23 protein-coding genes are annotated in these 19,952 nt (G+C 72.2%); 8 read left to right on the forward strand and 15 right to left on the reverse strand.

Features of this window, described 5'->3' with window-relative positions:
- Positions 1-27: 27 nt before the first annotated feature.
- Positions 28-1,143, reverse strand: a complete 1,116-nt coding sequence (locus AB0F10_RS14350; RefSeq protein ID WP_360623803.1) for a site-2 protease family protein — start codon at positions 1,141-1,143, stop codon at positions 28-30.
- A gap of 123 nt (positions 1,144-1,266) precedes the next feature.
- Between AB0F10_RS14350 and AB0F10_RS14355 the strand changes: the two genes are divergently transcribed.
- Positions 1,267-2,286: a PD-(D/E)XK nuclease family protein gene (locus tag AB0F10_RS14355; RefSeq protein ID WP_360623743.1), complete on the forward strand. Its 1,020-nt coding sequence runs from the start codon at positions 1,267-1,269 to the stop codon at positions 2,284-2,286.
- A gap of 88 nt (positions 2,287-2,374) precedes the next feature.
- A complete protein-coding gene (locus AB0F10_RS14360; RefSeq protein ID WP_360623745.1) occupies positions 2,375-3,085 on the forward strand; it encodes a response regulator transcription factor in 711 nt (236 codons plus the stop codon).
- A 146-nt stretch (positions 3,086-3,231) separates the two neighbouring features.
- Here the strand turns inward: AB0F10_RS14360 and AB0F10_RS14365 are convergent, their stop codons facing one another.
- Positions 3,232-4,035 carry a DUF4097 family beta strand repeat-containing protein gene (locus tag AB0F10_RS14365; RefSeq protein ID WP_360623747.1) on the reverse strand — a complete coding sequence of 268 codons (804 nt, stop codon included), beginning with the start codon at positions 4,033-4,035 and terminating at the stop codon, positions 3,232-3,234.
- Between the two features lie 31 nt (positions 4,036-4,066).
- Positions 4,067-4,549: a toxin-antitoxin system HicB family antitoxin gene (locus AB0F10_RS14370; protein WP_360623749.1), complete on the reverse strand. Its 483-nt coding sequence runs from the start codon at positions 4,547-4,549 to the stop codon at positions 4,067-4,069.
- 215 nt (positions 4,550-4,764) lie between these two features.
- Between AB0F10_RS14370 and AB0F10_RS14375 the strand changes: the two genes are divergently transcribed.
- Together AB0F10_RS14375 and AB0F10_RS14380 are read left to right on the forward strand one after the other, a co-directional pair.
- The gene (locus AB0F10_RS14375; protein ID WP_360623751.1) at positions 4,765-5,550 is read left to right on the forward strand and encodes an ABC transporter ATP-binding protein; all 786 of its coding nucleotides are present in this window, start codon (positions 4,765-4,767) and stop codon (positions 5,548-5,550) included.
- Positions 5,550-8,093 carry an ABC transporter permease gene (locus AB0F10_RS14380; RefSeq protein ID WP_360623753.1) on the forward strand — a complete coding sequence of 848 codons (2,544 nt, stop codon included), beginning with the start codon at positions 5,550-5,552 and terminating at the stop codon, positions 8,091-8,093. Before AB0F10_RS14375 ends, AB0F10_RS14380 begins: the two co-directional genes overlap by 1 nt.
- 50 nt (positions 8,094-8,143) lie before the next feature.
- Here the strand turns inward: AB0F10_RS14380 and AB0F10_RS14385 are convergent, their stop codons facing one another.
- Both AB0F10_RS14385 and AB0F10_RS14390 read right to left on the reverse strand, forming a co-directional pair.
- Entirely contained in the window at positions 8,144-8,791 is a 648-nt protein-coding gene (locus AB0F10_RS14385; RefSeq protein ID WP_360623755.1) for an HAD family phosphatase, read from the reverse strand.
- A 103-nt stretch (positions 8,792-8,894) separates the two neighbouring features.
- Positions 8,895-9,635 (reverse strand): neutral zinc metallopeptidase, encoded by a 741-nt coding sequence (locus tag AB0F10_RS14390; RefSeq protein ID WP_360623757.1) that lies wholly within the window; start codon positions 9,633-9,635, stop codon positions 8,895-8,897.
- 112 nt (positions 9,636-9,747) lie between these two features.
- Here AB0F10_RS14390 and AB0F10_RS14395 point away from each other — a divergent pair, with 112 nt between their 5' ends.
- Positions 9,748-10,488 (forward strand): DUF2071 domain-containing protein, encoded by a 741-nt coding sequence (locus tag AB0F10_RS14395; protein ID WP_360623759.1) that lies wholly within the window; start codon positions 9,748-9,750, stop codon positions 10,486-10,488.
- Between the two features lie 6 nt (positions 10,489-10,494).
- Here the strand turns inward: AB0F10_RS14395 and AB0F10_RS14400 are convergent, their stop codons facing one another.
- The 5 genes from AB0F10_RS14400 to AB0F10_RS14420 all read right to left on the reverse strand — a co-directional run bounded on the left by AB0F10_RS14400 (position 10,495) and on the right by AB0F10_RS14420 (position 13,745).
- Positions 10,495-10,947, reverse strand: coding sequence for an SRPBCC domain-containing protein (locus AB0F10_RS14400; protein WP_360623761.1), 453 nt, complete (start codon positions 10,945-10,947; stop codon positions 10,495-10,497).
- On the reverse strand, positions 10,944-11,285 hold the full coding sequence (locus AB0F10_RS14405) for a metalloregulator ArsR/SmtB family transcription factor (RefSeq protein WP_360623763.1): 342 nt from the start codon (positions 11,283-11,285) through the stop codon (positions 10,944-10,946). Before AB0F10_RS14405 ends, AB0F10_RS14400 begins: the two co-directional genes overlap by 4 nt.
- 75 nt (positions 11,286-11,360) lie before the next feature.
- A complete protein-coding gene (locus AB0F10_RS14410) occupies positions 11,361-11,906 on the reverse strand; it encodes a hypothetical protein (protein WP_360623765.1) in 546 nt (181 codons plus the stop codon).
- Positions 11,907-11,924: 18 nt separating this feature from the next.
- A complete protein-coding gene (locus AB0F10_RS14415; protein WP_360623767.1) occupies positions 11,925-12,638 on the reverse strand; it encodes a spermidine synthase in 714 nt (237 codons plus the stop codon).
- Between the two features lie 114 nt (positions 12,639-12,752).
- Complete coding sequence (locus AB0F10_RS14420; RefSeq protein WP_360623769.1) at positions 12,753-13,745, reverse strand: CDP-alcohol phosphatidyltransferase family protein; 993 nt, start codon at positions 13,743-13,745, stop codon at positions 12,753-12,755.
- Positions 13,746-14,080: 335 nt separating this feature from the next.
- Between AB0F10_RS14420 and hpt the strand changes: the two genes are divergently transcribed.
- Positions 14,081-14,635 (forward strand): hypoxanthine phosphoribosyltransferase, encoded by a 555-nt coding sequence (hpt, locus tag AB0F10_RS14425; protein ID WP_360623771.1) that lies wholly within the window; start codon positions 14,081-14,083, stop codon positions 14,633-14,635.
- Between the two features lie 9 nt (positions 14,636-14,644).
- Here the strand turns inward: hpt and AB0F10_RS14430 are convergent, their stop codons facing one another.
- Positions 14,645-15,124 (reverse strand): YcxB family protein, encoded by a 480-nt coding sequence (locus AB0F10_RS14430; RefSeq protein WP_360623773.1) that lies wholly within the window; start codon positions 15,122-15,124, stop codon positions 14,645-14,647.
- 53 nt (positions 15,125-15,177) lie between these two features.
- Entirely contained in the window at positions 15,178-15,807 is a 630-nt protein-coding gene (locus AB0F10_RS14435; protein ID WP_360623775.1) for a hypothetical protein, read from the reverse strand.
- A gap of 155 nt (positions 15,808-15,962) precedes the next feature.
- Here AB0F10_RS14435 and AB0F10_RS14440 point away from each other — a divergent pair, with 155 nt between their 5' ends.
- On the forward strand, positions 15,963-17,270 hold the full coding sequence (locus tag AB0F10_RS14440; RefSeq protein ID WP_360623777.1) for a M20/M25/M40 family metallo-hydrolase: 1,308 nt from the start codon (positions 15,963-15,965) through the stop codon (positions 17,268-17,270).
- A gap of 53 nt (positions 17,271-17,323) precedes the next feature.
- Here the strand turns inward: AB0F10_RS14440 and AB0F10_RS14445 are convergent, their stop codons facing one another.
- On the reverse strand, positions 17,324-18,067 hold the full coding sequence (locus tag AB0F10_RS14445) for an SAM-dependent methyltransferase (RefSeq protein ID WP_360623779.1): 744 nt from the start codon (positions 18,065-18,067) through the stop codon (positions 17,324-17,326).
- A gap of 109 nt (positions 18,068-18,176) precedes the next feature.
- On the opposite strand from AB0F10_RS14445, the gene AB0F10_RS14450 reads away from it, so the two are divergent.
- Positions 18,177-18,323, forward strand: coding sequence for a hypothetical protein (locus tag AB0F10_RS14450; RefSeq protein WP_360623781.1), 147 nt, complete (start codon positions 18,177-18,179; stop codon positions 18,321-18,323).
- 272 nt (positions 18,324-18,595) lie between these two features.
- Here the strand turns inward: AB0F10_RS14450 and AB0F10_RS14455 are convergent, their stop codons facing one another.
- Positions 18,596-19,279: a maleylpyruvate isomerase N-terminal domain-containing protein gene (locus tag AB0F10_RS14455; RefSeq protein ID WP_360623783.1), complete on the reverse strand. Its 684-nt coding sequence runs from the start codon at positions 19,277-19,279 to the stop codon at positions 18,596-18,598.
- A gap of 117 nt (positions 19,280-19,396) precedes the next feature.
- Positions 19,397-19,528 carry a helix-turn-helix transcriptional regulator gene (locus AB0F10_RS14460; RefSeq protein ID WP_360623806.1) on the reverse strand — a complete coding sequence of 44 codons (132 nt, stop codon included), beginning with the start codon at positions 19,526-19,528 and terminating at the stop codon, positions 19,397-19,399.
- Positions 19,529-19,952 lie beyond the last annotated feature (424 nt).

The following is a 19,952-nucleotide window of genomic DNA, read 5'->3' on the forward strand; positions in this document are numbered from 1 at the left end:
ATCGCTCTCTCATCTCGGTACCAGACTTCATCGGCCGGACGGCCTGCGGGCGGCGCGGCGCGGTTCCAGCAACTCGGCCAGGTCCGCGATGTGCAGCACGCCGACGACATCCTCCCCGGAGGTGACCACGTACTGCGCACCCGGGTGCGCCTGCACGGCCCGGACCACCTGTTCGCCGCTCAATCCGAGCGACAGGGCCGGCAGCCGGCCGAGTTCCTGCGAGACCGTGTCGACCGACACCCAGGGCCGCCGCTCGGCCGGCACCGCGGCCGAGCCGGCCGCGTCGACGAGCGCCACCACCCGGCCGCTGGAGTCGGCGACGGCAAGGGTGTCCGCAGCCCGGTCGGCCGCGTCGGCGCGGCGCTGCGCCTCGGCCAGCGGCGTTCCCGACGGTACGGCGAAGAGCGGCCGCGCGAGGGCGCCCAGGTCGATGAGGGGGAACCGCCGGGTCATCCGGGCCAGCCTGATCGACTGTCCGGCGCCCTGCCACAGCGTGAAGACCACCAGCAGGATGAAGAGCAGGCCGAAGAGGGTCAGCAGGTTGAGCCGGTACAGGGTGAAGACGGCCATGCCGGTGACCAGTGCGATGCACCGCCCGGACCAGGCGGCCACCACGGTCGCCCGGTTCCGGTCCTTGATCAGCGCCCAGATGCCGGCCCGCAGCGCCCGGCCGCCGTCGAGCGGAAGCCCCGGCAGCACGTTGAAGATCGCCACGAGGACGTTGGCGGCGGCGACCTGGAACGCGATCTGGCCGGCGACCGTACGGTCGGGCAGCGCCACCGCGAGGGCGGTCGCGAGCCCGCCGATGACGAAGGAGACCGCGGGACCGGCCAGCGCGACCAGGGCGTCGACCCGGGGTGTCGGCGCGTCGCGGTCCAGCTCCGTCCAGCCGCCGAGCAGCTCGAGGGTGATGCCGCGCACCCCGATGCCGTAGCGCCGGGCGGTCATGGCGTGGCCGAGCTCGTGCAACAGCAGGGAGCCGAGCAGGCAGGCCACGAAGCCGAACCCGGCGGCGTACGCGAGCGGGCCGGCCAGGCCGAGCTCGGCCTCGGCGTAACCGCCGTACACGACGGTGACCAGGAGCGCGAGCAGCAGCATCGAGGGGTGCAGGTAGAGCGGAATGCCCAGCACGCGGCCGACCATCGTGCCGGGCCGCCGCGCGCGGCCGGTCTGCTGAGCGCCTTCGTCCACGCATCGATGCTACGGACCGCGCCTGAGAGCCCCGCCTATCCGGTTTCGTCGTACCCCTCCCATAGCCTGGTCACCATGACGGCAGAAACGGTTTTGTCTCCTTCCGCGGCCGCACCTCCCGGCGCGGTGCCCGGACGGTCGCCCGGGCGCGCGCCCGGCCCGGACGAGCGGCCCGCCGGGCCGTCGCTGTCGCCGTCGCGGGCCGCGGATTTCAAGACCTGCCCCCTGCTGTTCCGTTTCCGCACGATCGACCGGCTTCCGGAGAAACCGACCGCCGATCAGGTGCGCGGCACGCTGGTGCACGCGGTGCTGGAGCGGTTGTTCGACCTTCCGGCGGCCGAGCGCACGCCGGACTCGGCGGCCGCGCTGGTGGCGCCGGAGTGGGAGCGGCTGCTCGGCCAGGAGCCGCTGCTGGCGGAGCTGTTCGCCCGGACGGAGGACCCCGGCACCGAGCCCGCCGGGGCGGAGCCGCTGCCCGGTGTCGCGGCGGCGGCCGAGGCCGAGCGGATCGCGGCCTTCCTGGGCGGCGCCGGCGATCTGCTCGCCGGCTACTTCGCGGTCGAGGACCCGCGCCGGCTGGAGCCGGCCGAGCGCGAGAGCCTGGTGTCGACGCTGGTCGCCGACGAGCTGCTGATCCGCGGCTACATCGACCGGCTCGACGTCTCCCCCGCCGGCGACCTGCGGGTGGTCGACTACAAGACCGGCGGCGCGCCACGCGAGGCGTTCGAGGGCCGCGCGCTGTTCCAGCTGAAGTTCTACGCGCTGGTGCTGTGGCGCACCCGCGGCGTCGTGCCCCGGGTGCTGCGCCTGCTCTACCTCAAGGACGCCGAGGTCTGCGACTACAGCCCCGACGCGGCGGAGCTGGAGCGCTTCGAGCGCACCCTGGTGGCGCTGTCGCAGGCGATCGAGCGGGCCAAGGCCGACCGGGACTTCCGGCCGAAGCCGAGCAAGCTCTGCGGGTGGTGCAGCCATCAGCGGTTCTGCCCCGAGTTCGGCGGCACGCCCCCGCCCTACCCCGAGCCGGCGCCGGCCGGGGCCGGCGCCGGCTCGGCGACGGCTGACGACGCCGCGGTGCCCCCGCCCCGCCTGCCCTGACCGGATGCCCGGCGGCAATCACCTACTGTGTGCAGGGCCGATCCGCCCGGGCGGTCCGGGTCGAAACTTGCTCACTGGAGGCGCACGGATGACGGCAGGCGACCGGGCGACGGCGACAGCCTCGGCGGCCACCCGACCGGTCCGGGTGCTGCTCGCCGACGACCAGCCCATGCTGAGGTCCGGGCTGCGGATGGCCCTGGCCGGCGCCACCGGCCTCGCCGTCGTGGGCGAGGCCGGCGACGGGGTCGAGGCCCTTGACCTCTCCCGCCGCCTGCTGCCGGACGTGGTGGTGATGGATGTGCGGCTGCCGCGCCTCGACGGGCTCGCCGCCACCAGGGCCATCAGCGACTCCGGGCTGCCGGTGCGCGTGCTGATCCTGACCGCGGCCGACACCGATGAGCAGGTGCTCGCCGCGGTCGCCGCCGGGGCGGCGGGCTACCTGGGCAAGAACGTCCCGCCCGCGGAGCTGGTTTCCGCCATCCGCGCGGTCGCCGGCGGCGGCTCGGTCGTCGCCCCGCTCATCCTGGCCCGGCTGCTCGGCCGCCTCGCCGAGGCGCTGCCGGCACCCGCGGCCATGTCGGCCGCGCCCGCCCTCGGCGCCCTGACCGAGCGCGAGCGCGAGGTCTTCATGCACATCGCCAAGGGGCATTCCAACGCCGAGATCGCCCGCGCCCTCACCGTCAGCGAGACCACGGTGAAGACGCACGTCGGGCACCTGCTGACCAAGCTCGGCCTCCGCGACCGCGTGCAGGCCGTCGTCCTGGCCTACGAGACCGGCCTGGTCCGGCCCGGCGGCTGACGGCCGGAGCTGCGACCACCCGGCCCGCTGGGGACGGCCCGGTCGCGACCACCCGCCGGCTCGGCGACTGACGGCCCAGGCCGTTCGCCGGCCCGGCGACTGACGGCCCCAGCAGCGACCGACCGCAGGTCCGGGCGACTGACGGCTCAGGCCGCGAGGGGCGTTCCGCTCACGACGCGGTGCACGTCGATGTCGCCGCTCGCCGTGCGGATACCCAGCTCCAGGGCCGCCTGCTGCTGGTCCCCGGACGGGGTCGCGGCCATCGACAGGTTGTTCGACGTCGAGCCGGCCGCGGTGTTGAGGTCCAGCCAGACGCCGGTCCCCGCGGCCACGCCGACCGAGACGTCGCCCGACGCGGTCTTGAACCGGGCCGTGCCGCGCCGGAGCAGCCCGACCTCGACGTCGCCCGACGCGGTCTCCGCCTTGACCGACGCCTCGGCCGCCCGGATGGTGATGTCGCCGCTCGCGGTGTTGGCGGTGACGTCACCGATGACGTCACCGACCCTGATGTCGCCCGACTGGCTGGTCACCCGCAGCGATCCGCCGACGTGTGTCACCTTCAGGTCGCCGCTGGCGGCCTTGAGGTAGGCGTCGCCGTCGACGTGCTCCACCACGGCGTCGGCCGACTGCAGGGTGGCCTGGACCGCCGCGTAGCGGCCCGCGGCGCGGATGTCCGCGGCCGCCGACTTCGCCGTCAGCGAGCTGCCCTCCGGCACCCGGACGACGATCTTGATCTTCGGGAGGCGGAGCCACTGCCACGGCGCGGACTCCGCCGCGTGGACGATCAGCTCGTCGCCCTCCAGCTGCACGATGAATTTGTCCGACGCGTCCACGCCGGCCTCGGTGATGTCCACCCGCACCGTCTGGCGCGGCTCGGCGAAGATCGTCGCGTCGCCGCGGTGCAGGCGCAGGGAGACCGTGACGGGTGTCGCGTGATCGAACTCGGGCATGGTCGTGTCCTTTCCGGGGAGGGTCTGCTGCTCACGCTTGAGCGAAGCCGGTGATGCGTTTGCCGGAACGGTTCCGGCCCGGCGGCTGTTCGGGTGTGGGCCGGCCCGCCGCCGCGGTGACGGCGCGGACCAGCCAGGCGTTGACCGAGACACCCTCGGCCGCCGCGGCCTGCTCGACGTGGCTCTTCAGCGCCTCCGGCATCCGCAGGGTGAGCCGGGCCAGGTCGCCGCCGTCGAGCAGCGGCGCCGCGGCCGGCGGCTCCGGCTCTGCGTCGATGTGGCTGACCACCAGGTCCGCCTCGCGGCCGCGGAGCCGGACGTCGACGACGGGCCCGTGCAGCCGCGTGGTGATCTCGGCCGCGGCGTCGGAGAGCGCCTGCAGCAGCGCGAGCCGGGCCGAGGCCTCGATCGCGTGGCTGAGCAGTTCGGCCGCGCGGGCGGTCTCCGGACCGCCCGGCGCCGCGGCCGCGGAGAGGTCTCCGCGCAGCGATTCCAGATACGGTGTCAGGTCCATGACGCAATAGTGACGTCATCGATGACGTCTGTCAACCGTCACAGCGACGTCAACCCGGCTCGAGGACGCGAGTCAGGGACAACCCTGAGACTTCGCTGGAGGAATCCCCGAGCAAATCTCCGCGTTGCGCTACGCCGGTGGGCGGACGCCCGGGCCCGATTTCGACGAAACACTGGGCGGGCCGGCCGGGCGCCAATGCCCGGCCGGTCCAGCAGATGCATCCAGGGGGCGAAGTGACAGCGACGAAGGCCAATGATCCGGTGGCCGCACGCGCGAGCGAGGTCTGGAAGGTGTACGGCTCCGGAGAGGCACGCGTCGTCGCGCTGCGCGGCGTGAGCGCGGAGTTCGAGCGGGGCCGCTTCACCGCCATCATGGGCCCGTCCGGAAGCGGCAAGTCGACCCTGATGCACTGCCTGGCCGGTCTGGACACGGTCGACCGCGGTGAGGTGCACATCGGGGGCACCGCGGTCACCGGCATGGGCGACAAGGCGCTCACCCGGTTGCGCCGGGATCGGGTCGGCTTCATCTTCCAGCAGTTCAACCTGCTGCCGACGCTCAGCGCGCAGGAGAACATCCGGCTGCCGCTGGACATCGCCGGCCGCAAGCCCGATCCGCAGTGGTGGGACGTCGTCATCGACACGGTCGGCCTGCGGGACCGGCTCAGCCACCGGCCCAGCCAGCTCTCGGGCGGCCAGCAGCAGCGCGTCGCGTGTGCCCGGGCCCTCGTCGGCCGGCCCGACGTCATCTTCGCCGACGAGCCGACCGGCAACCTGGACTCGCGGTCCGGCGCCGAGGTGCTCTCGTTCCTGCGGGCCAGCGTCCGCGAGCACCACCAGACCATCATCATGGTCACCCACGATCCGGTGGCGGCGAGCTACGCCGACCGCGTCGTGTTCCTGGCCGACGGCGAGATCGTCGACGAGCTGCTCGAGCCGACCCCCGAGTCGGTGCTGGACATGATGAAGCGCCTCGACACCCACGCCGCGCCGGTGATGCTCTGATGCTGCGCGCGACCCTGAAGAGTCTGCTGGCACGCAAGCTGCGGCTCATCCTCTCCGGGCTCGCCGTCGTGCTCGGCGTCATGTTCGTGGCCGGCGCGTTCGTGGTCACCGACACCCTGAACCGCTCGTTCGACTCCCTGTTCGCCAGCGCGTACGCCACGACCGACGTCTCCGTGTCCGCCAAGCCCAAGGTCGAGGTCTCCGAGTTCGAGGGCGAGGAGGTGGCGGCACCGATGTCCGCCTCGGTCGTCAAGCAGGTCAGCGGCGTACCCGGGGTCAAGAGTGCGACCGGGCAGGTCGACGCCGACGGCGCCCGGGTGATCGGCAGCGACGGCAAGGTGCTCACCTCGATGGGTCCGCCCCGGCTCGGCACCAACTGGACCGGCACCAACTCCCTCGTGCAGCTGCGCGAGGGCCGTGGCCCGGCGGCGGCGTCCGAGATCGCGGTCAACGCGGCTGTGGCCAAGGCCGCCGGCATCAGGATCGGTGACCGGGTCGGCGTGCTCACGCTGGAGCCGAAGAAGGAGTTCACCCTCGTCGGGATCTGGGGCTACAGCGGCAACCGGGACAGCATCGGCGGCGCGCAGGAGGTCGCCTTCACCGAGCCCGTCGCCCAGCGGCTCATGCTCGGCGAGACCGGCGTCTACAGCTCGGTCCGGGTGCAGGCGGCCGACGGCGTGTCGCCGGAGGCGCTGCGGGACCGGATCGCGGCCGTCGTCGGCGACGGCTACCAGACCCGTACCGGCGAGCAGCTCGCCGCGGAGAGCGCCGCCGGCATCCAGCAGGGGCTCGGCTTCTTCAGCAACATCCTGCTGGGCTTCGCCGGCGTGGCCCTGTTCGTCGGCATCTTCCTCATCCTCAACACCTTCTCGATCATCGTGGCCCAGCGCACCCGGGAGCTGGCGCTGATGCGGGCGATCGGCGCGAGCCGCCGGCAGGTCATCGGCTCGGTGCTCGTCGAGGCGACGGTGATCGGCCTGGTGGCGGCGGTGCTCGGCCTCGCGGCCGGCGTCGGCGTCGGATTCGGGCTGGCGTACCTGTTCAGCGAGTTCGGCGGCGGCGGGCTGCAGCTGGCACCGATCGGCGTGCCGCTCGCGGCGATCATCAGCTCGTTCGTCGTCGGCGTGCTCGTCACCGTGGTCGCCGCGGTCCTGCCGGCGCTGCGGGCGTCGCGGATCGCCCCGGTCGCGGCGATGCAGGACGTCGCCACCCCGGACCGGCCGCTCACCCGGATCAGCATCGCGGGCGGCGCCGTCACGGCGGCCGGCGCCACGGCGCTGGGCATCGGGCTGTTCGGGGACTCAGGCGGCGCGACCCTATGGACGATCCTCGGCGGCGTGCTGGTGTCGTTCATCGGCATCGCGCTGCTCACGCCGCTGATCAGCCGCCCGGTCATCTCGGTGCTGGGCCGGCTCTTCTCGTGGTCGCTGCCGGGCCGGCTGGGCCGGCTCAACTCGGGCCGCAACCCGCGCCGCACGGCGATCACCGCCGCCGCGTTGATGGTCGGCATCGCGCTGGTCACCGGCGTCACCGTGGTGATGGACTCCGCCAAGAGCAGCCTGAAGGCCGAGGCGGCGAGCGTCCTGAAGGCCGAGGTGATCATCAGCGGGGACGACAACGGCCCGCGGCCCGCGACCTACGACCCCGCCGTGCTGCGCGAGGCGGCGGCCCTTCCGGGGGTACGGGCGGCCGCCGGCCTCTGGGACGACCAGGTCCTGATCAACGGCGTGAAGGAGTGGGTGAACGCCACCGAGGACACGGCCACCCTCTCCCAGGCGTACGGGGACGGCGGCACGGTGACGAAGTTGCGCGACGACCAGATCCTGGTGGACGTGCCGACGGCGGAGGGGCACCACTGGCAGGTCGGTGACCGGGTGACGGTCCAGGCGTCCCGCGGCGAGCCGCGCGGCTACACGATCGCGGCGACGTTCGCGAAGGACGCCCTGCCGGGCTCGATCCTGCTGCCGGGCGCCGCCACGAAGGACTTCGGCATCACGCAGCCGGTCATCGGCTTCGTCAAGCTCGACGACGGCGTACCGCTCGCTCAGGTCCTGCCGCAGGTCAAGGCCCTGCTGGCGGACAGCCCCGAGGTGTCGGCGCAGGACGCGCAGGCGTTCATCAACGAGCAGGCGGCGACCTTCGACGTGATCATCGTGATGATCCAGATCCTGCTGGCGCTGGCGATCCTGATCGCCGTGCTCGGCGTGATCAACACGCTGGCGCTGTCGGTGCTGGAGCGGACCCGCGAGCTGGGCCTGCTGCGCGCGGTCGGCCTGGGCCGGGCGCAGACCATGCGCATGGTGACCGTCGAGGCGGTGGTGATCTCGGTCTTCGGCGCGCTGCTCGGCGTGGTCGTCGGCGCCGGGATGGGCACCGCGGTGACCCGGGCCCTGAAGAGCGACGGCATCACCGAGCTGGTGCTGCCGTGGGGCCGGATGGGCACCTACCTGCTGCTCGCCGCCGTGGTCGGGGTGATCGCGGCGGTCCTGCCCGCGATCCGCGCCGCCCGCCTCAACGTCCTGGGCGCCATCGCCCACGACTGATTCCCACCCGCGGCACAGAGCCGCGCCGGCCCCTCACGGGCCGGTGCGGCTCAGCCGGGTATCGAGGCCAGCAGGCTCGACAGGTAGGCCGGGTCGACGTCCTCGAGGGAGTCGCGCAGGTGGACGCCGTCGGTGGCCGGCAGCTCCAGCTCGGCCGGCACGGCGAGCACCGCGGCGCCCGAGGCCACCGCGCTGGCCAGGCCGGGCGGCGAGTCCTCGATCGCCACGCAGTCCGCGATGTTCACGCCCAGCAGGTCGGCCGCGGTCCGGTACGGCGCCGGGTCGGGTTTCGGCGCCGCGACCTCGTCGCCGCAGACCACGACGTCGAAGTTCTCCCGGCCGAGGGTGTCCAGCGCGATCTCCACCAGCCGGCGTCCGGTCGAGGTGACCAGCGCGGTCGGCAGGCCCGCCGCCCGCACCGCGAGCAGCAGCTCGAGCGCGCCGGGCCGCCAGACCAGGCCCTCGGCGAAGAGCTCCTCGACCCGCCGCAACAGCCAGGCAACGTCGGCGGCGCCGCCGCGGTCGGGCCGGCCCAGGTCCTCGCGGAAGATCCGCATCGAGCTGGCCATGCTGGTGCCGATCATCGCCCGCCGCGCCGCCGGCGACAGCTCGCCGCCCGCGTGCGCCGCGAGCTCGTTCAGCGCGACCTCCCAGACCTTTTCGCTGTCGACAAGCGTGCCGTCCATGTCGAAGAGCACCGCAGCCGGTAGTCGTGATGTCAGGGCGGGCCTCCCGGGCCGATCGGGTCGTCTCCCGGCCATTCTTGCGAACCCGGCCCCGCCGGGCCCGCCGTTGTGACGGCTACGACACGTCGCAGGGCTTCAGCGACTGCTTGTAGCCGCGGTCGAAGGCCCGGGTGCGCTGCTCCGCCGACCCGTGCGCGCCCTCGGCGAACCAGGGCTGGCCCGGGTCGTCGCCGACCGCCTCGAGGCCCGCCGCGAGCTCGTCCAGGTCGCCGTCGTCGAGCTTCAGCCTGCCCTTGCGCTCGGTGTCGCCGATGTAGGCGCCCGCCATGCAGTCGGCCTGCAGCTCCTGGTCGATCGAGAGCTCGTGCTGGATGCCGAGCCGGTTCTGTATCGCGTGCGCGTACTCGTGGCCGAGCAGGTAGAAGATGAACGCGTCGCCGATCTGCTGGAACGCGGCGAACGCCCAGTTCACGTCGTACGCGATGAAGTCGCCGTCCGAGCAGTAGGCGGCGTTGTTGAGCCCGAGCGGCTGCCCGCCGCACTCGACCTCACCCTCCCGCTCGTACGGGATCACCCGGGCGACGGGCCGGAAGTCGAGGCCGGAGTCGGCGAATCCGGCCTTCCAGTACTCCTGCGCCACCCCCGTCGCGTCGCCGATGTCGGCCGCGAACTCCTCGGGGGTGTCGGTGCCGTCCGGGTCCTCCCCGGCGGGCGTGGTGCGCTGCTTGGCGGTCGGCGCCGGCGGGGCCGGCCGGCCCGCGTCGTCGTCGGCGGGCGCCGAGACGCAGCCGAGCGCGACCAGCGCCGCCGTCACGAATGCCAGCAGGAGCGGGCGGGGGCGGCGGGTTACCGGCATGCGGATCCTCCGGGGGCAGGCGTTACCGGGTTGCACCAACGATACGCACGGAGTGCCACAAAAGGATCAACGCGGGCGCCCGGGGCCGCGACCCGGCGGGCACAATGGGCACGTGCGCATCGAGGACGTGACCCCGGAGACGGTACGGCCGGTGCGCCGCCCGTGGCTGGTGCAGAGCTGGCACGACCTGGCGTTTCTGCACTGGGCTGTGCCGCCGGAGGTGGTCGCCCCGTTCCTGCCGCGCGGCACCGTGCCCGACACCCTCGACGGCGTCGCCTACGTGGGCCTGATCGGCTTCCGGATGGTGCGGCTCGGCGCGCTGCGCGGCCCGGGGATTCCGTACCTCGGCACCTTCTGCGAGACCAATGTGCGGCTGTACAGCGTCGACGGCCAGGGCCGGCGGGCGGTCGTCTTCCTCTCCCTCGACGCCGAGCGGCTGCTGCCGGTGCTGACGGCGCGGGCGCTGCTGCGGCTGCCGTACATGTGGTCGCGGATGCGGCTGGAGAAGGACCGCGACGTCGTGCGCTACACCAGCAGGCGGCGCTGGCCCGGCCCGCGCGGGACGGCCGGCTCCATAGCGGTACGGGTGGGAGCACCCCTGGAGCGGCCGTCCGCGCTGGAGCATTTCGTGACCGCCCGCTGGGGCCTGCACACCCGCGCCTGGGGCCGGAGCCTGCACCTGCCGAACGAGCACCCGCGCTGGCCGCTGCACCGCGCGGAGTTGCTCGACCTCGACGAGGACATGCTGACCGCCGCCGGACTGCCCGCACCGGCGGGCCCGCCGGACAGCGTCCTCTACTCCCCCGGCGTGCCCGTCGTCTTCGGCGCGCCGGCGCCGCTGCCAGGGGCGTAGAGCCCCCTAGCCGAGGATCTTGTCGAGCTTGGTGAAGGAGCTTTCCCAGCCCGCGCGCGCCATGTCGCCGAATTCGGGCGTGTAGGGCCCCTGCGTCAGCACCAGCCGGGTCCTGCCGCCGGGCTCGTCGTGGAACTCGATGCGCATCCGCATGACGGAGCCCGCGAACTCCGGAATGGCCGAGAGGTCCTCCTCGCCGACCAGCAACTCGTTCTCGATCACCTCGACGAAGGTGGCGTCGACCGGCGAGGTCTGCGTCGGGTCGGTGTCGCTGACCATGGTGAAGCGCTGGTGGCCGCCGACCTTGGCATCGATGTCGACGGTGTCGCGGGGCACGCTGAAGCCGACCGGGCCGAACCACGCGGCGAGCTGATCGGGGTCGACGAACGCGCGGTAGACCAGGCTGCGCGGCGCGTCGAAGATGCGGGTGATGACGAGCTCGCCGGTGTTGCCGGTCATGGCTGATTCTCCTCTGATTGTCGGATCCGCTGCAGGTGCGCGTCGAGCCGCGCGAAGTTCACGTCCCAAAACCGGCGGTAGCGCTCCATCCAGGCCGTGGCCTCGCGCAGCGGCTCGGCCTGCAGGCTGCTGGAGCGCCACTGCGCCGAACGGCTGCGGGTGATGAGACCGGCCCGCTCCAGCACCTTCAGATGACGGGAGATCGCCGGGAGACTGATGGCGAACGGCTCGGCAAGCTCCGAGACGGTGGCGTCGCCCTCGGCCAGCCGGGCGAGGATCGCCCGGCGGGTCGGGTCCGCCAGCGCCGCGAAGATCGTGCTGAGCCGGTCGGTGGCCATTTGTTTAACGCCTTCGTTAATTAACGTGTGGGTTAAACATAGGCCGGGGACCGGCCGTCATCAACTCGCGGCGCGTCAGACCCGGGACGGGATGCGCCGGTGCAGCTCGGCGAGCAGCGTCCGCGGGCCCGGCGACATCAGGCCCACGTCGATCAGGAACGCCGAGCCGGACTCGCGGCGCAGCACCCGGGGAGGCCGCCCCCGCTCGTGCAGCTCGACGGCCGCCGCCATGCTGGTGGGCGTCACCACGAGCTCCGTGAACGGGCCCCAGCCCCGCAGTCCGACCGAGGCGATCGAGGACCACTGCAGGTGCACGCCGCGGCGGCCGGTCGCCGCGAACTCCAGGCCCAGCACGGAGCTCTTCATCCAGCCCAGCCGTCGCCAGGTGATGAGCATGATCAGGCTGGCCGTCACCGTCGGCACGATCAGCAGGCTCTCGACCATGATGAGGATGTCGCCGCTGTCCGGGAGGATCCCGGCCAGGAACATGATCGACACGTACACCCCGGTGCAGATCCCCCAGACCAGGGCGACCACCCAGAGCATGGTCACGAAGACCAGGGCGCGCGGCTGGAAGAACGTCGTGGCGTCCTCGCCGGGCTCGAGCGGATGATCCTCCACGAGCGCCAGTATGCCCGGTTATGTTGCTACGTATACCGTATTGGCGGACTCGCCGCCGGTCAGCGGGTTCGGGAACGACACCACGTGTGCCGCCGCGTCGTCGAACACCTCGGCCAGCGCCGCCTCGAACTCGGCGTCCGGCGGGTCGTCCGACCAGAGCGCGAAGACGCCGCCCGGGCGCAGGTGCGCGGCGAGCCGGCGCAGCCCGCCCACCGTGTAGAGCGCGGCGTTGGCGGGGGCGAGCACGTGCCGGGGGCTGTGGTCGACGTCGAGCAGGATCGCGTCGAAGAGGCGCCCGGGCGCGTCCGGGTCGAAGCCCGGCCCGCCCGCGGCCATCGCGAAGAAGTCACCCTCGACGAGGCGGCTGCGCGGATCGGTGGTCAGCGCCGCGGCCTCCGGGAGCAGCCCGCGCTCGTGCCAGGAGATGACCTCCCCCACCGCGTCGACGACCAGCAGCGACGCCACCCGCTGGTCCTCGAGGACGGCCCGGGCGGTGTAGCCCAGCCCCAGGCCGCCGACGACCACGTCGGGGCGGGCACCGGCGGGCAGCGCGGCCAGGCCCAGGCGGGCGAGTTCGATCTCCGCAACGGTGAAGAGGCTGGACATCAGGAACTCGTCGTCGATCTTCACCTCGTACACCTCGACCTTGAGCCGCGGGTCGAGCCGGCGGCGCAGGCTGATCTCGCCGATCGGCGTCTCACGCCAGGCCAGTTCCTCGAAGCGCGCGCTCACCGGGCCGCCGGCCGTCCGTGCCGGCTTCCCCGGGTGATCAGGGCCCCGGCCACCATGTGTCCGTCCATGGCCGGTCAGCTTGCCACGCCGACCGGCCGGACGGTGGGATCCCGCCTAAGCGAAGGTGCGCTGGGTGCTGAACGCCTCGGGGTCGTCGGCGTCCTCGACCGGCTCGGCCCCGGTCGCGACGGCGGCCGCGGCGGCCTCCGCCTCCGACGAACCGATCTTGGCAAGCTGCCGGGCGTAGCTCCGGGTCGCGGTCCAGAGCTTGTAGATGAGCAGCAGCTCGAACGCCGCCAGCAGCGCGGCCGACAGGGTCGTGAAGAACATGATCTGGTTGGTCAGCGGGCCCAGGATGAAGATGAACATCTGGAACTCGATGCCGCTGAACACGTGTGCCCGGATGCGCTGCCGGATCAGCACGTTGCGGATCTTCACGAAGGCGCTGAACTTGGTGCGGAAGTCGTCGTAGACGTCGACGACGGGCCGCTCCTGGCCCGTGGAGTCGGTGGCGGTCACGATGTCCGCGGCCGCGCCGACCGGGTGCTCGGCGCCGGTCTCCTCGACGAACATCAGGCGGCCCGGGTTCTCGCCGCGGGCGGCCTCCAGCCGCCGCCGCATGTCGTTCTTGACCTTGCCGATCTGCAGGGCGTTCAGGTACCGGAACATGTCGAGGAAGATCACGGCGGCGGCGAGCCACAGGTAGCGGAGGTCGTCGGTCTTCGCGTACTGGCCGCCGAACAGGGCGATCGCGCAGGTCAGCACGCGCAGCCGGTCGAAGACGTAGTCGAGCCAGGCGCCGAAGACCGAGCCCGTGCCCTTCAGCCGGGCGATCTTGCCGTCCATGCAGTCGAGCACGAAGCTGAGGTGGAAGACGATCGCGCCGGCGGCCAGCCACGGGTACTCACCCTGCGCGAAGCAGTACGCGGTGACGAGACCGAGCAGGAAGGCGCCCATCGTCAGCACGTTCGGCGTGATCCACCGGACCGGTGCCACGAGCCAGACCAGCCGGGAGGCGAGGGGATCGACGAGCCAGACAGTCCACCAAGCGTCGCGATCCTTGTAGGTGCGGGTGCGGATCTCGTCGAGCGTGAACCGTTGTGCCATGCCACAACTCCACCGTCGTGATGAATACATGAATATCGGGACGCGCGGACATTACAGGAGCCTGTCTCACGACTGATCAACCAGGCCGAGAATCTGGACAAACGACCAGGATTCTCGACTGGGCGGCCCGGCGCGCGACGGACGTGGATACGTTGCGTGATGGACGTGACTACCAGCAAACACGACGAGCATTGCCGGGTCGTAACGCCGCAACCCTTGCGTGGCGAAAAGGCATATAAAGATCCTCCTCGGGGGGTACGGACCGTGTCGCCCACCGCCGCACATGTCACGCTCAAGTTGTGACCTCGGGGCGGGGCCGGGCGACTTTCAGGGAGATGACGGTGGACGCCGACCACGTCGCGGACGATCTCGAGTCCGTGCTGCTCACCGAGGTGCGGATCCTGGCCCGGGTAGGTGAGCTCGCGGCCGGGATCGGCAAGGACCACGCGGGCCGGGACCTCGTCATGATCGGCGTACTGGGCGGTGCCGCCACCTTCACCGTAGACCTTGCGAGGGCCCTGGAGAGTCAGGTCGAGATCGGCTGGATGGCGATACGGTCGTACTCCACGAGCAACCGCGCCTCCGGCTCCGTACGCCTGCTCAAGGATCTTGATATCGACATCGAGGGCCGGGACGTGATCATCGCGGAAACCGTGATCGACACGGGCCTGACCATGTCGTGGCTGATCTCCAGCCTGAACCAGCGCCGCCCGGCGTCGATCGCGGTCTGCGCGCTGCTGCGCAAGCCGAACGCGCCGCAGTTCGCGGTGCCGACGTACGTCGGCTTCGACGTGCCGGCCGGCCTGATCGTCGGGTACGGGCTGGACTACCGCGGGCGCTACCGCAACCTGCGCTGCGCCGCCGTCCTGGCGCCGCACGCCGCACGGTAGCGGCGGGCGCTATCCGAAGGTCGCGGGGTCGGCCAGGAAGAAGTCGTTGAGCGTGCGCCGGTCCGCGGGCGCGAGCGCCTTGCGGGGAACGCGCAGGCACTTCCCGCGGCCGATGTTCACGATCCACGTGGACGGCCAGCGGTCCACCCGGGTGACGTCGGTCCACGGCAGGTCGAGCCGGTGGGCGGCGGTCAGCTGGGTCATGCCCTTGTCGGTGAACTCGTACCTGATCGGCCGGCTGAACGAGCGGCGGCGCACCGCCCAGCCCAGCAGCGCCATCAGCTCGAAGAACGCCGGTATGACGAGGAAGAAGAACCCCATCTGCAGAAACGGGGGGTCGGGGTCCTCCACGAACAGCGTCTGCCCGATCCCGATGACGATGAACAGCAGCGGAAGCGCGCGCAGGATGTTGGACCGGATGCCGTTGGTGATCAACGTCATCTTTCGGTACACCCCATAGGTGACCTGGATCTCCCCCGTCAACAACATGCGCGGCAGTATGCCATCACGATCGTGGTACGTCGATCTTGGTTTGCCGCTGGTCAGTCGGGGCCCAGATCCAGCAGGGGGACCACCAGCAGCGTCCGCCGCACGGCCTCCTGCGCCGCGGCGACACGCAGCCGGTCCCCGGTCGCGGTGAAGGTGAACAGGCGGTCGCCCGCCGCCGTCCACGGTGGAATCTCGCCGGCCTCGAACGCCGCGCGCATCGCGGGAAAGTCGAGCCGGTGGCTGGTGCCGATCGTGCGGCCCGATCGGCGCAGCGCCATCGACCCGGTCGGCGCGGGCAGCTCGACCACGACGAACACGCCCTGTCCCCCGTAGCCCTTGACCGCGCCGGCCAGCGCGTTGCCGTCCCAGGCGATCTCACCGACGGTGACCGGGAGCCGGTCGACGGTCCGGGTCAAGGCGACGCGCACGGTGGCCTTGCCGGGGGGCTCGATCAGCGGCAGCCACGGCCAGGGCTGGTCGGCGGGAACGCTCTGCCAGCCCTCGGCCCCGAGCCGGCGCCGGGTCCGCCGGTCGCTGATCCTGTCGCTTACGACGCCTCCGACGAGAAAGAGGATGAACCCGAGCAGCCACCAGAGCGGGTAGACCGCCTTGATCACGATCAGTCCGCAGCAGCCCAGCACCAACGCGACGACGAGGCCCGCGGTGCGCACCCAGTTCCTCATCGAACGTGATCTTAAGTGGAGAGCGCCACCCCGGCCGGTAGGGATAACCCCCCAACCGAAGGGGTGCTGACCGGGCTGCGCCGCGATGGCCGGGCGCGACACGCTGAGCGTGATCGGTTCGCCGGGGGGCGGCCGCGCTCGGATGGAGGACAACCGTGTCGAATCGGGGAAACCGTGGCGTCAGCAGGCGCGCCGTGCTCAGTGGAGCCGCCGCCGCGGCGTCCGGTGTCTGGCTGGCGCCGGCGACCGCGGCGCGGGCCGGCACCGGCGCGGCGGCCACGGCGGTGGACGCGGTGGCATCGGCGCTGGACCGTGAGCTCATCGAGTTGCGCCGGAGCATTCACCGGCACCCGGAGACCGCCGGCCTGGAGCGGCGGACCGCCGCGGTGGTGGCGCGACGGCTGCGCGCGGCCGGCCTCCGCGTCACCACGGGCGTCGGCGGGTACGGGGTGGTGGCGGTCCTGGACGGCGCCCGCGCCGGCCGGACGGTCGCCTACCGCGCCGACATGGACGCGGTCGCGCCGAAGGACCAGGTCGCGGGCGGCACGGAGGCGGCACACCTGTGCGGGCACGACCTGCACACCACCATCGGCGTCGGGGTGGCCCAGGTCCTGGCCCGGCTGCGGGCACGGCTCGCCGGCCGGGTGGTGTTCGTCTTCCAGCCCGCCGAGGAGGCGCTGACCGGGGCCGCCGCGATGCTCGCCGACGGCGTCCTCGCCCGTACCCGCCCCGCGGAGATCCACGCCCTGCACTGCGGGCCGTTCCCTGTCGGCAACTTCGTCGTCATGCCGGGGACCGGGCTGCCCGGCCAGGACCGCGGCACGATCACCGTCACCGGCGCGGACGCGGCGGCTCGGGCCCGGCGGCTCGCCGACGAGATCTCCGCCCTCGGCACGGTGTCGCGGCCGGCCACACCCGCGGACCTCGAACGGCTGGTGGCCGAGCTGCAGATGCCGGACGGCCCGCTGGCCGGGTTCATCTTCATGCAGGCCCGGGCCGCCGAGTTCGAGGACCGCGCCGAGGTGCAGATCTCGTACCGCTGCTGGCCGCAGGAACGGTACGCCGAGGTGCGCGAGGCGATCAACGGGCTCGCGGGGTCGGCCGGCGGCGCGGCGGCGAGCTTCCCGAACGACCCGTTCCCCGCGATGGTCACCCCGCTGCGCGAGGGCCTGGCACTGCAGGAGTTCCTGCACCGGACGGTCGGCCGCGACCGCACCCAGCGGTTGTACGCCGCGATTCCTTACAGCGGCGAGGATTTCGCGCTGTTCCTCAACCGGATCCCCGGCAGCTACGCCTACCTCGGCGTCCGCGCTCCCGGCGCCGCGATCGAGACCAGTTACCCGCACTTCGGCACCTTCGACCCGGACGAGCGGGCGATCGGCCACGGCGTCCGCGCGATGGCGGGCTGGCTGGCCTCGCGCACCCACGCCGGGGCGGCCACAGCGGGCCGCGGCACAATCTGAGCAGGCTCTCCGGCACGGCTCGCCCGCCTTTCCCCCTTGAACCCTGGCAACCGTCAGGCCTGCCGGACGGCTACACCACCCCAGAAGGCATCCGGTACGTCTTCCGGGGTGCCGTCGGGCCGCCAGTCCGCGACCGGCGTGATGCCGTCGGCGGTGGGTGTCCACCGGCCGAGCAGCTCGGCGAAGCGGGCGGGCTCCCGCATGTGGAACGCCGGGCCCATCATCGCCAGCGCCTGCGGATAGCCGGCCAGCTCCATGGCGTCGAAGTCGAACAGCAGGCGGCTGCCGGCGGGCACGGCGTCATACATGGCGTCGAGGGTCCGGGCGAGCGTCGCATCGTCGAGGAACGCCGCGAGGCCGAGGAACACCAGGCCGAGCGGGCGGCTCTCGCGCTCCGCCAGCACCCGGTCCAGGACGGCCCGGTCGATGCTGTCCAGGTCCGTGACGTCGCCGCGGACGTAGTCCACCCGCTCCAGCCCGGCGATCAGCTGCCGGCCGGCCGCGACGACCTCCGGGTCGACGTCGGTGTACAGAACGCGTGCCGCGGGAGCGTTCTCGTGCACATTGGACTGTGTGGGTATGCCGGCGCCGAACACCAGGAACCGGTCGATCCCGTCGCCGGCGACGTGGCGCACCGCGCGGCCGGAGAAGGCCCGCAGCGAACGGAAGATCGCGGCACACGGCCCGTAGGCGGACTCGAACGCGTCGGCCGCCGCCACGTCGACCGGGTGATGGTCCTTTCCACCCAGCCAATAGTCGATCATGCGAGCCGTACTGGGTGACTGCGGTTCCACCACGACACCTTTCCTCGCCTCGGCCGCTCAGGCTACCCACGGACGCGCCCGGCGCTCCCCCCGCACTGACCCGCGCCCACCTAACGGTTCAGCTTGTCCCTAACCGTCAGGGGTGAGCAATGCCGGGAGCCGTGGCCGCGTCGGAGCGGAGCCGTCGCACGGGATTCAACTGGGCGTGGTGCAGGAGGTGCTGCTCGCGCTGCTGGCCGAGGAGGCCACCATCGCGCGTGCCGGCGACGGCAGGCTGAAAACTCGGTGAGCGTCACCGCGCCGGGAGGAGCCGGCCCCGACCGCCGGCCCGGCGGCGGCCAACGTCGGCTACCTGGCGGGCGTCCTGATCATTCTCGGCGGGGTCGCCCTCGGACTGGCGTGCGGGCGCGCCGCTAGGCTCCCCGCGCGCCACCTCGTCGCCGGCGCCGCCGTGCGGTGTTCTGGCTCGCCCAGTCACGACCTCCGAAGCTAACAACCCACGTCCACAATGCGATCGTGGCCGATCGCCGGACCACTACTCGCAGATCCGGGACAGTCACCTCAGCCCAGGGTGAGCCAGCGGATGCCGAGGCGTTCCACCCGCGCGGCTTCCGCGGATTCCAGCGACTGCCGTCCGGTGGCCCTGCGCAGCAGGCCCGGCCGGTCCCAGCCCAGCTCGCGGACCGCCGACATCCAGCCCGGGCCGAGCAGCAGTTCCATCACGACGTCAGCGGCCTCCGGGGTCAGCCACGGCTCGCGGTCCAGCGCGTCCGCCAGGTCCAGCCCGTGGACGGCGATCTCGACCACCCGGGTGACCAGGAACTGCGACAGGAGCATCGCATCTCCGTGACGGGTGCGCACGACGCGGTCCTCGCCCTCGGCGCCGCACAGCCGGTCCACCAGCCGCCACGTCGCGGTGAAACCCTCCACCACCGCGGCACCGCTGCCCTGCCCGGCCGCGTAGTCCCGCGCCAGGCCGATCCGGGCCGTGTTGGTCTGCGGGTCGAAACGGGCGTCCGGCCGGTAGTACCCGGCCGCGGCCACCTCGGCCCCGCCCGGCTCGGGAGCGGCGAGCATGCCCGGCAGCCAGGCGATCCCCACCCGCAGATGCCCCAGCAACTCCCGGACGGACCAGGGTTCACACCTCGTCGGACGATCCCACTCGGCCTCCGAAAGACCCGCCACCGCCCGCGTGAGGCCCTCCACTTCGAGGCGACAGGCCTCCAGCGCACGACTCAAGGTCACGCCGGTCAAGCTATCAACGACGATCTCGCCCGCTCCAGCCAAGCACGGCCGCGGAGCATGGATGATCGAGCGACCCACCGAGGCCGGGCAACCGTCCTGCGGCACCGTGGCCGTGCTTCAAGCGGCCTCGCCTCGCGGCTCGAACCCCACTTTGAGACTCACATCCAGCGCCGTCGCCAGCCGCTCCAACACCAACAAGGTCGGAACGGTCCCGCCGGCCTCGAACCGAGCGACCGCGGACTGCGTCATTCCCGAGGCCTTCGCCAGTTGCGTCTGGGTCCAGTCCCGGCGCTCACGAACGGAGCGGCCGAGCTCAAACGCCAACCGCGCGGCGTCGTAGGCCTCACGGCACCCGGCTCGGTCAGCCGTCGCTCCCGCATCGCGACCCAACCGCCACCTTCACTCATGACCTAACCTCCCTCGTCCACAACTTCGTGCGCCTCGTCGATACACCGCGCCTACACCCTGAGCGCCCGGCCGATCTCCCGCTCGTCCCGCATGCGCGTCTTGTGGAAAACCGTCAACAGGATGATCCTCCGGCCGGTCGCGATCCAGTAAGTGATCCGGATCGGCCGCCGATCAAGGTAGGGATCGCCCGCCAGCGGCCATCCCAGGTAGCCCGCTGCCCCGCCGTTTGGCCAGGTTACGGGCTAGGAAAACTGCCGCATGACCA

The sequence above is a fragment of the Actinoplanes sp. NPDC026623 genome (genome assembly GCF_040638275.1).
In the GTDB taxonomy this organism is placed as follows: Bacteria; Actinomycetota; Actinomycetes; order Mycobacteriales; family Micromonosporaceae; genus Actinoplanes.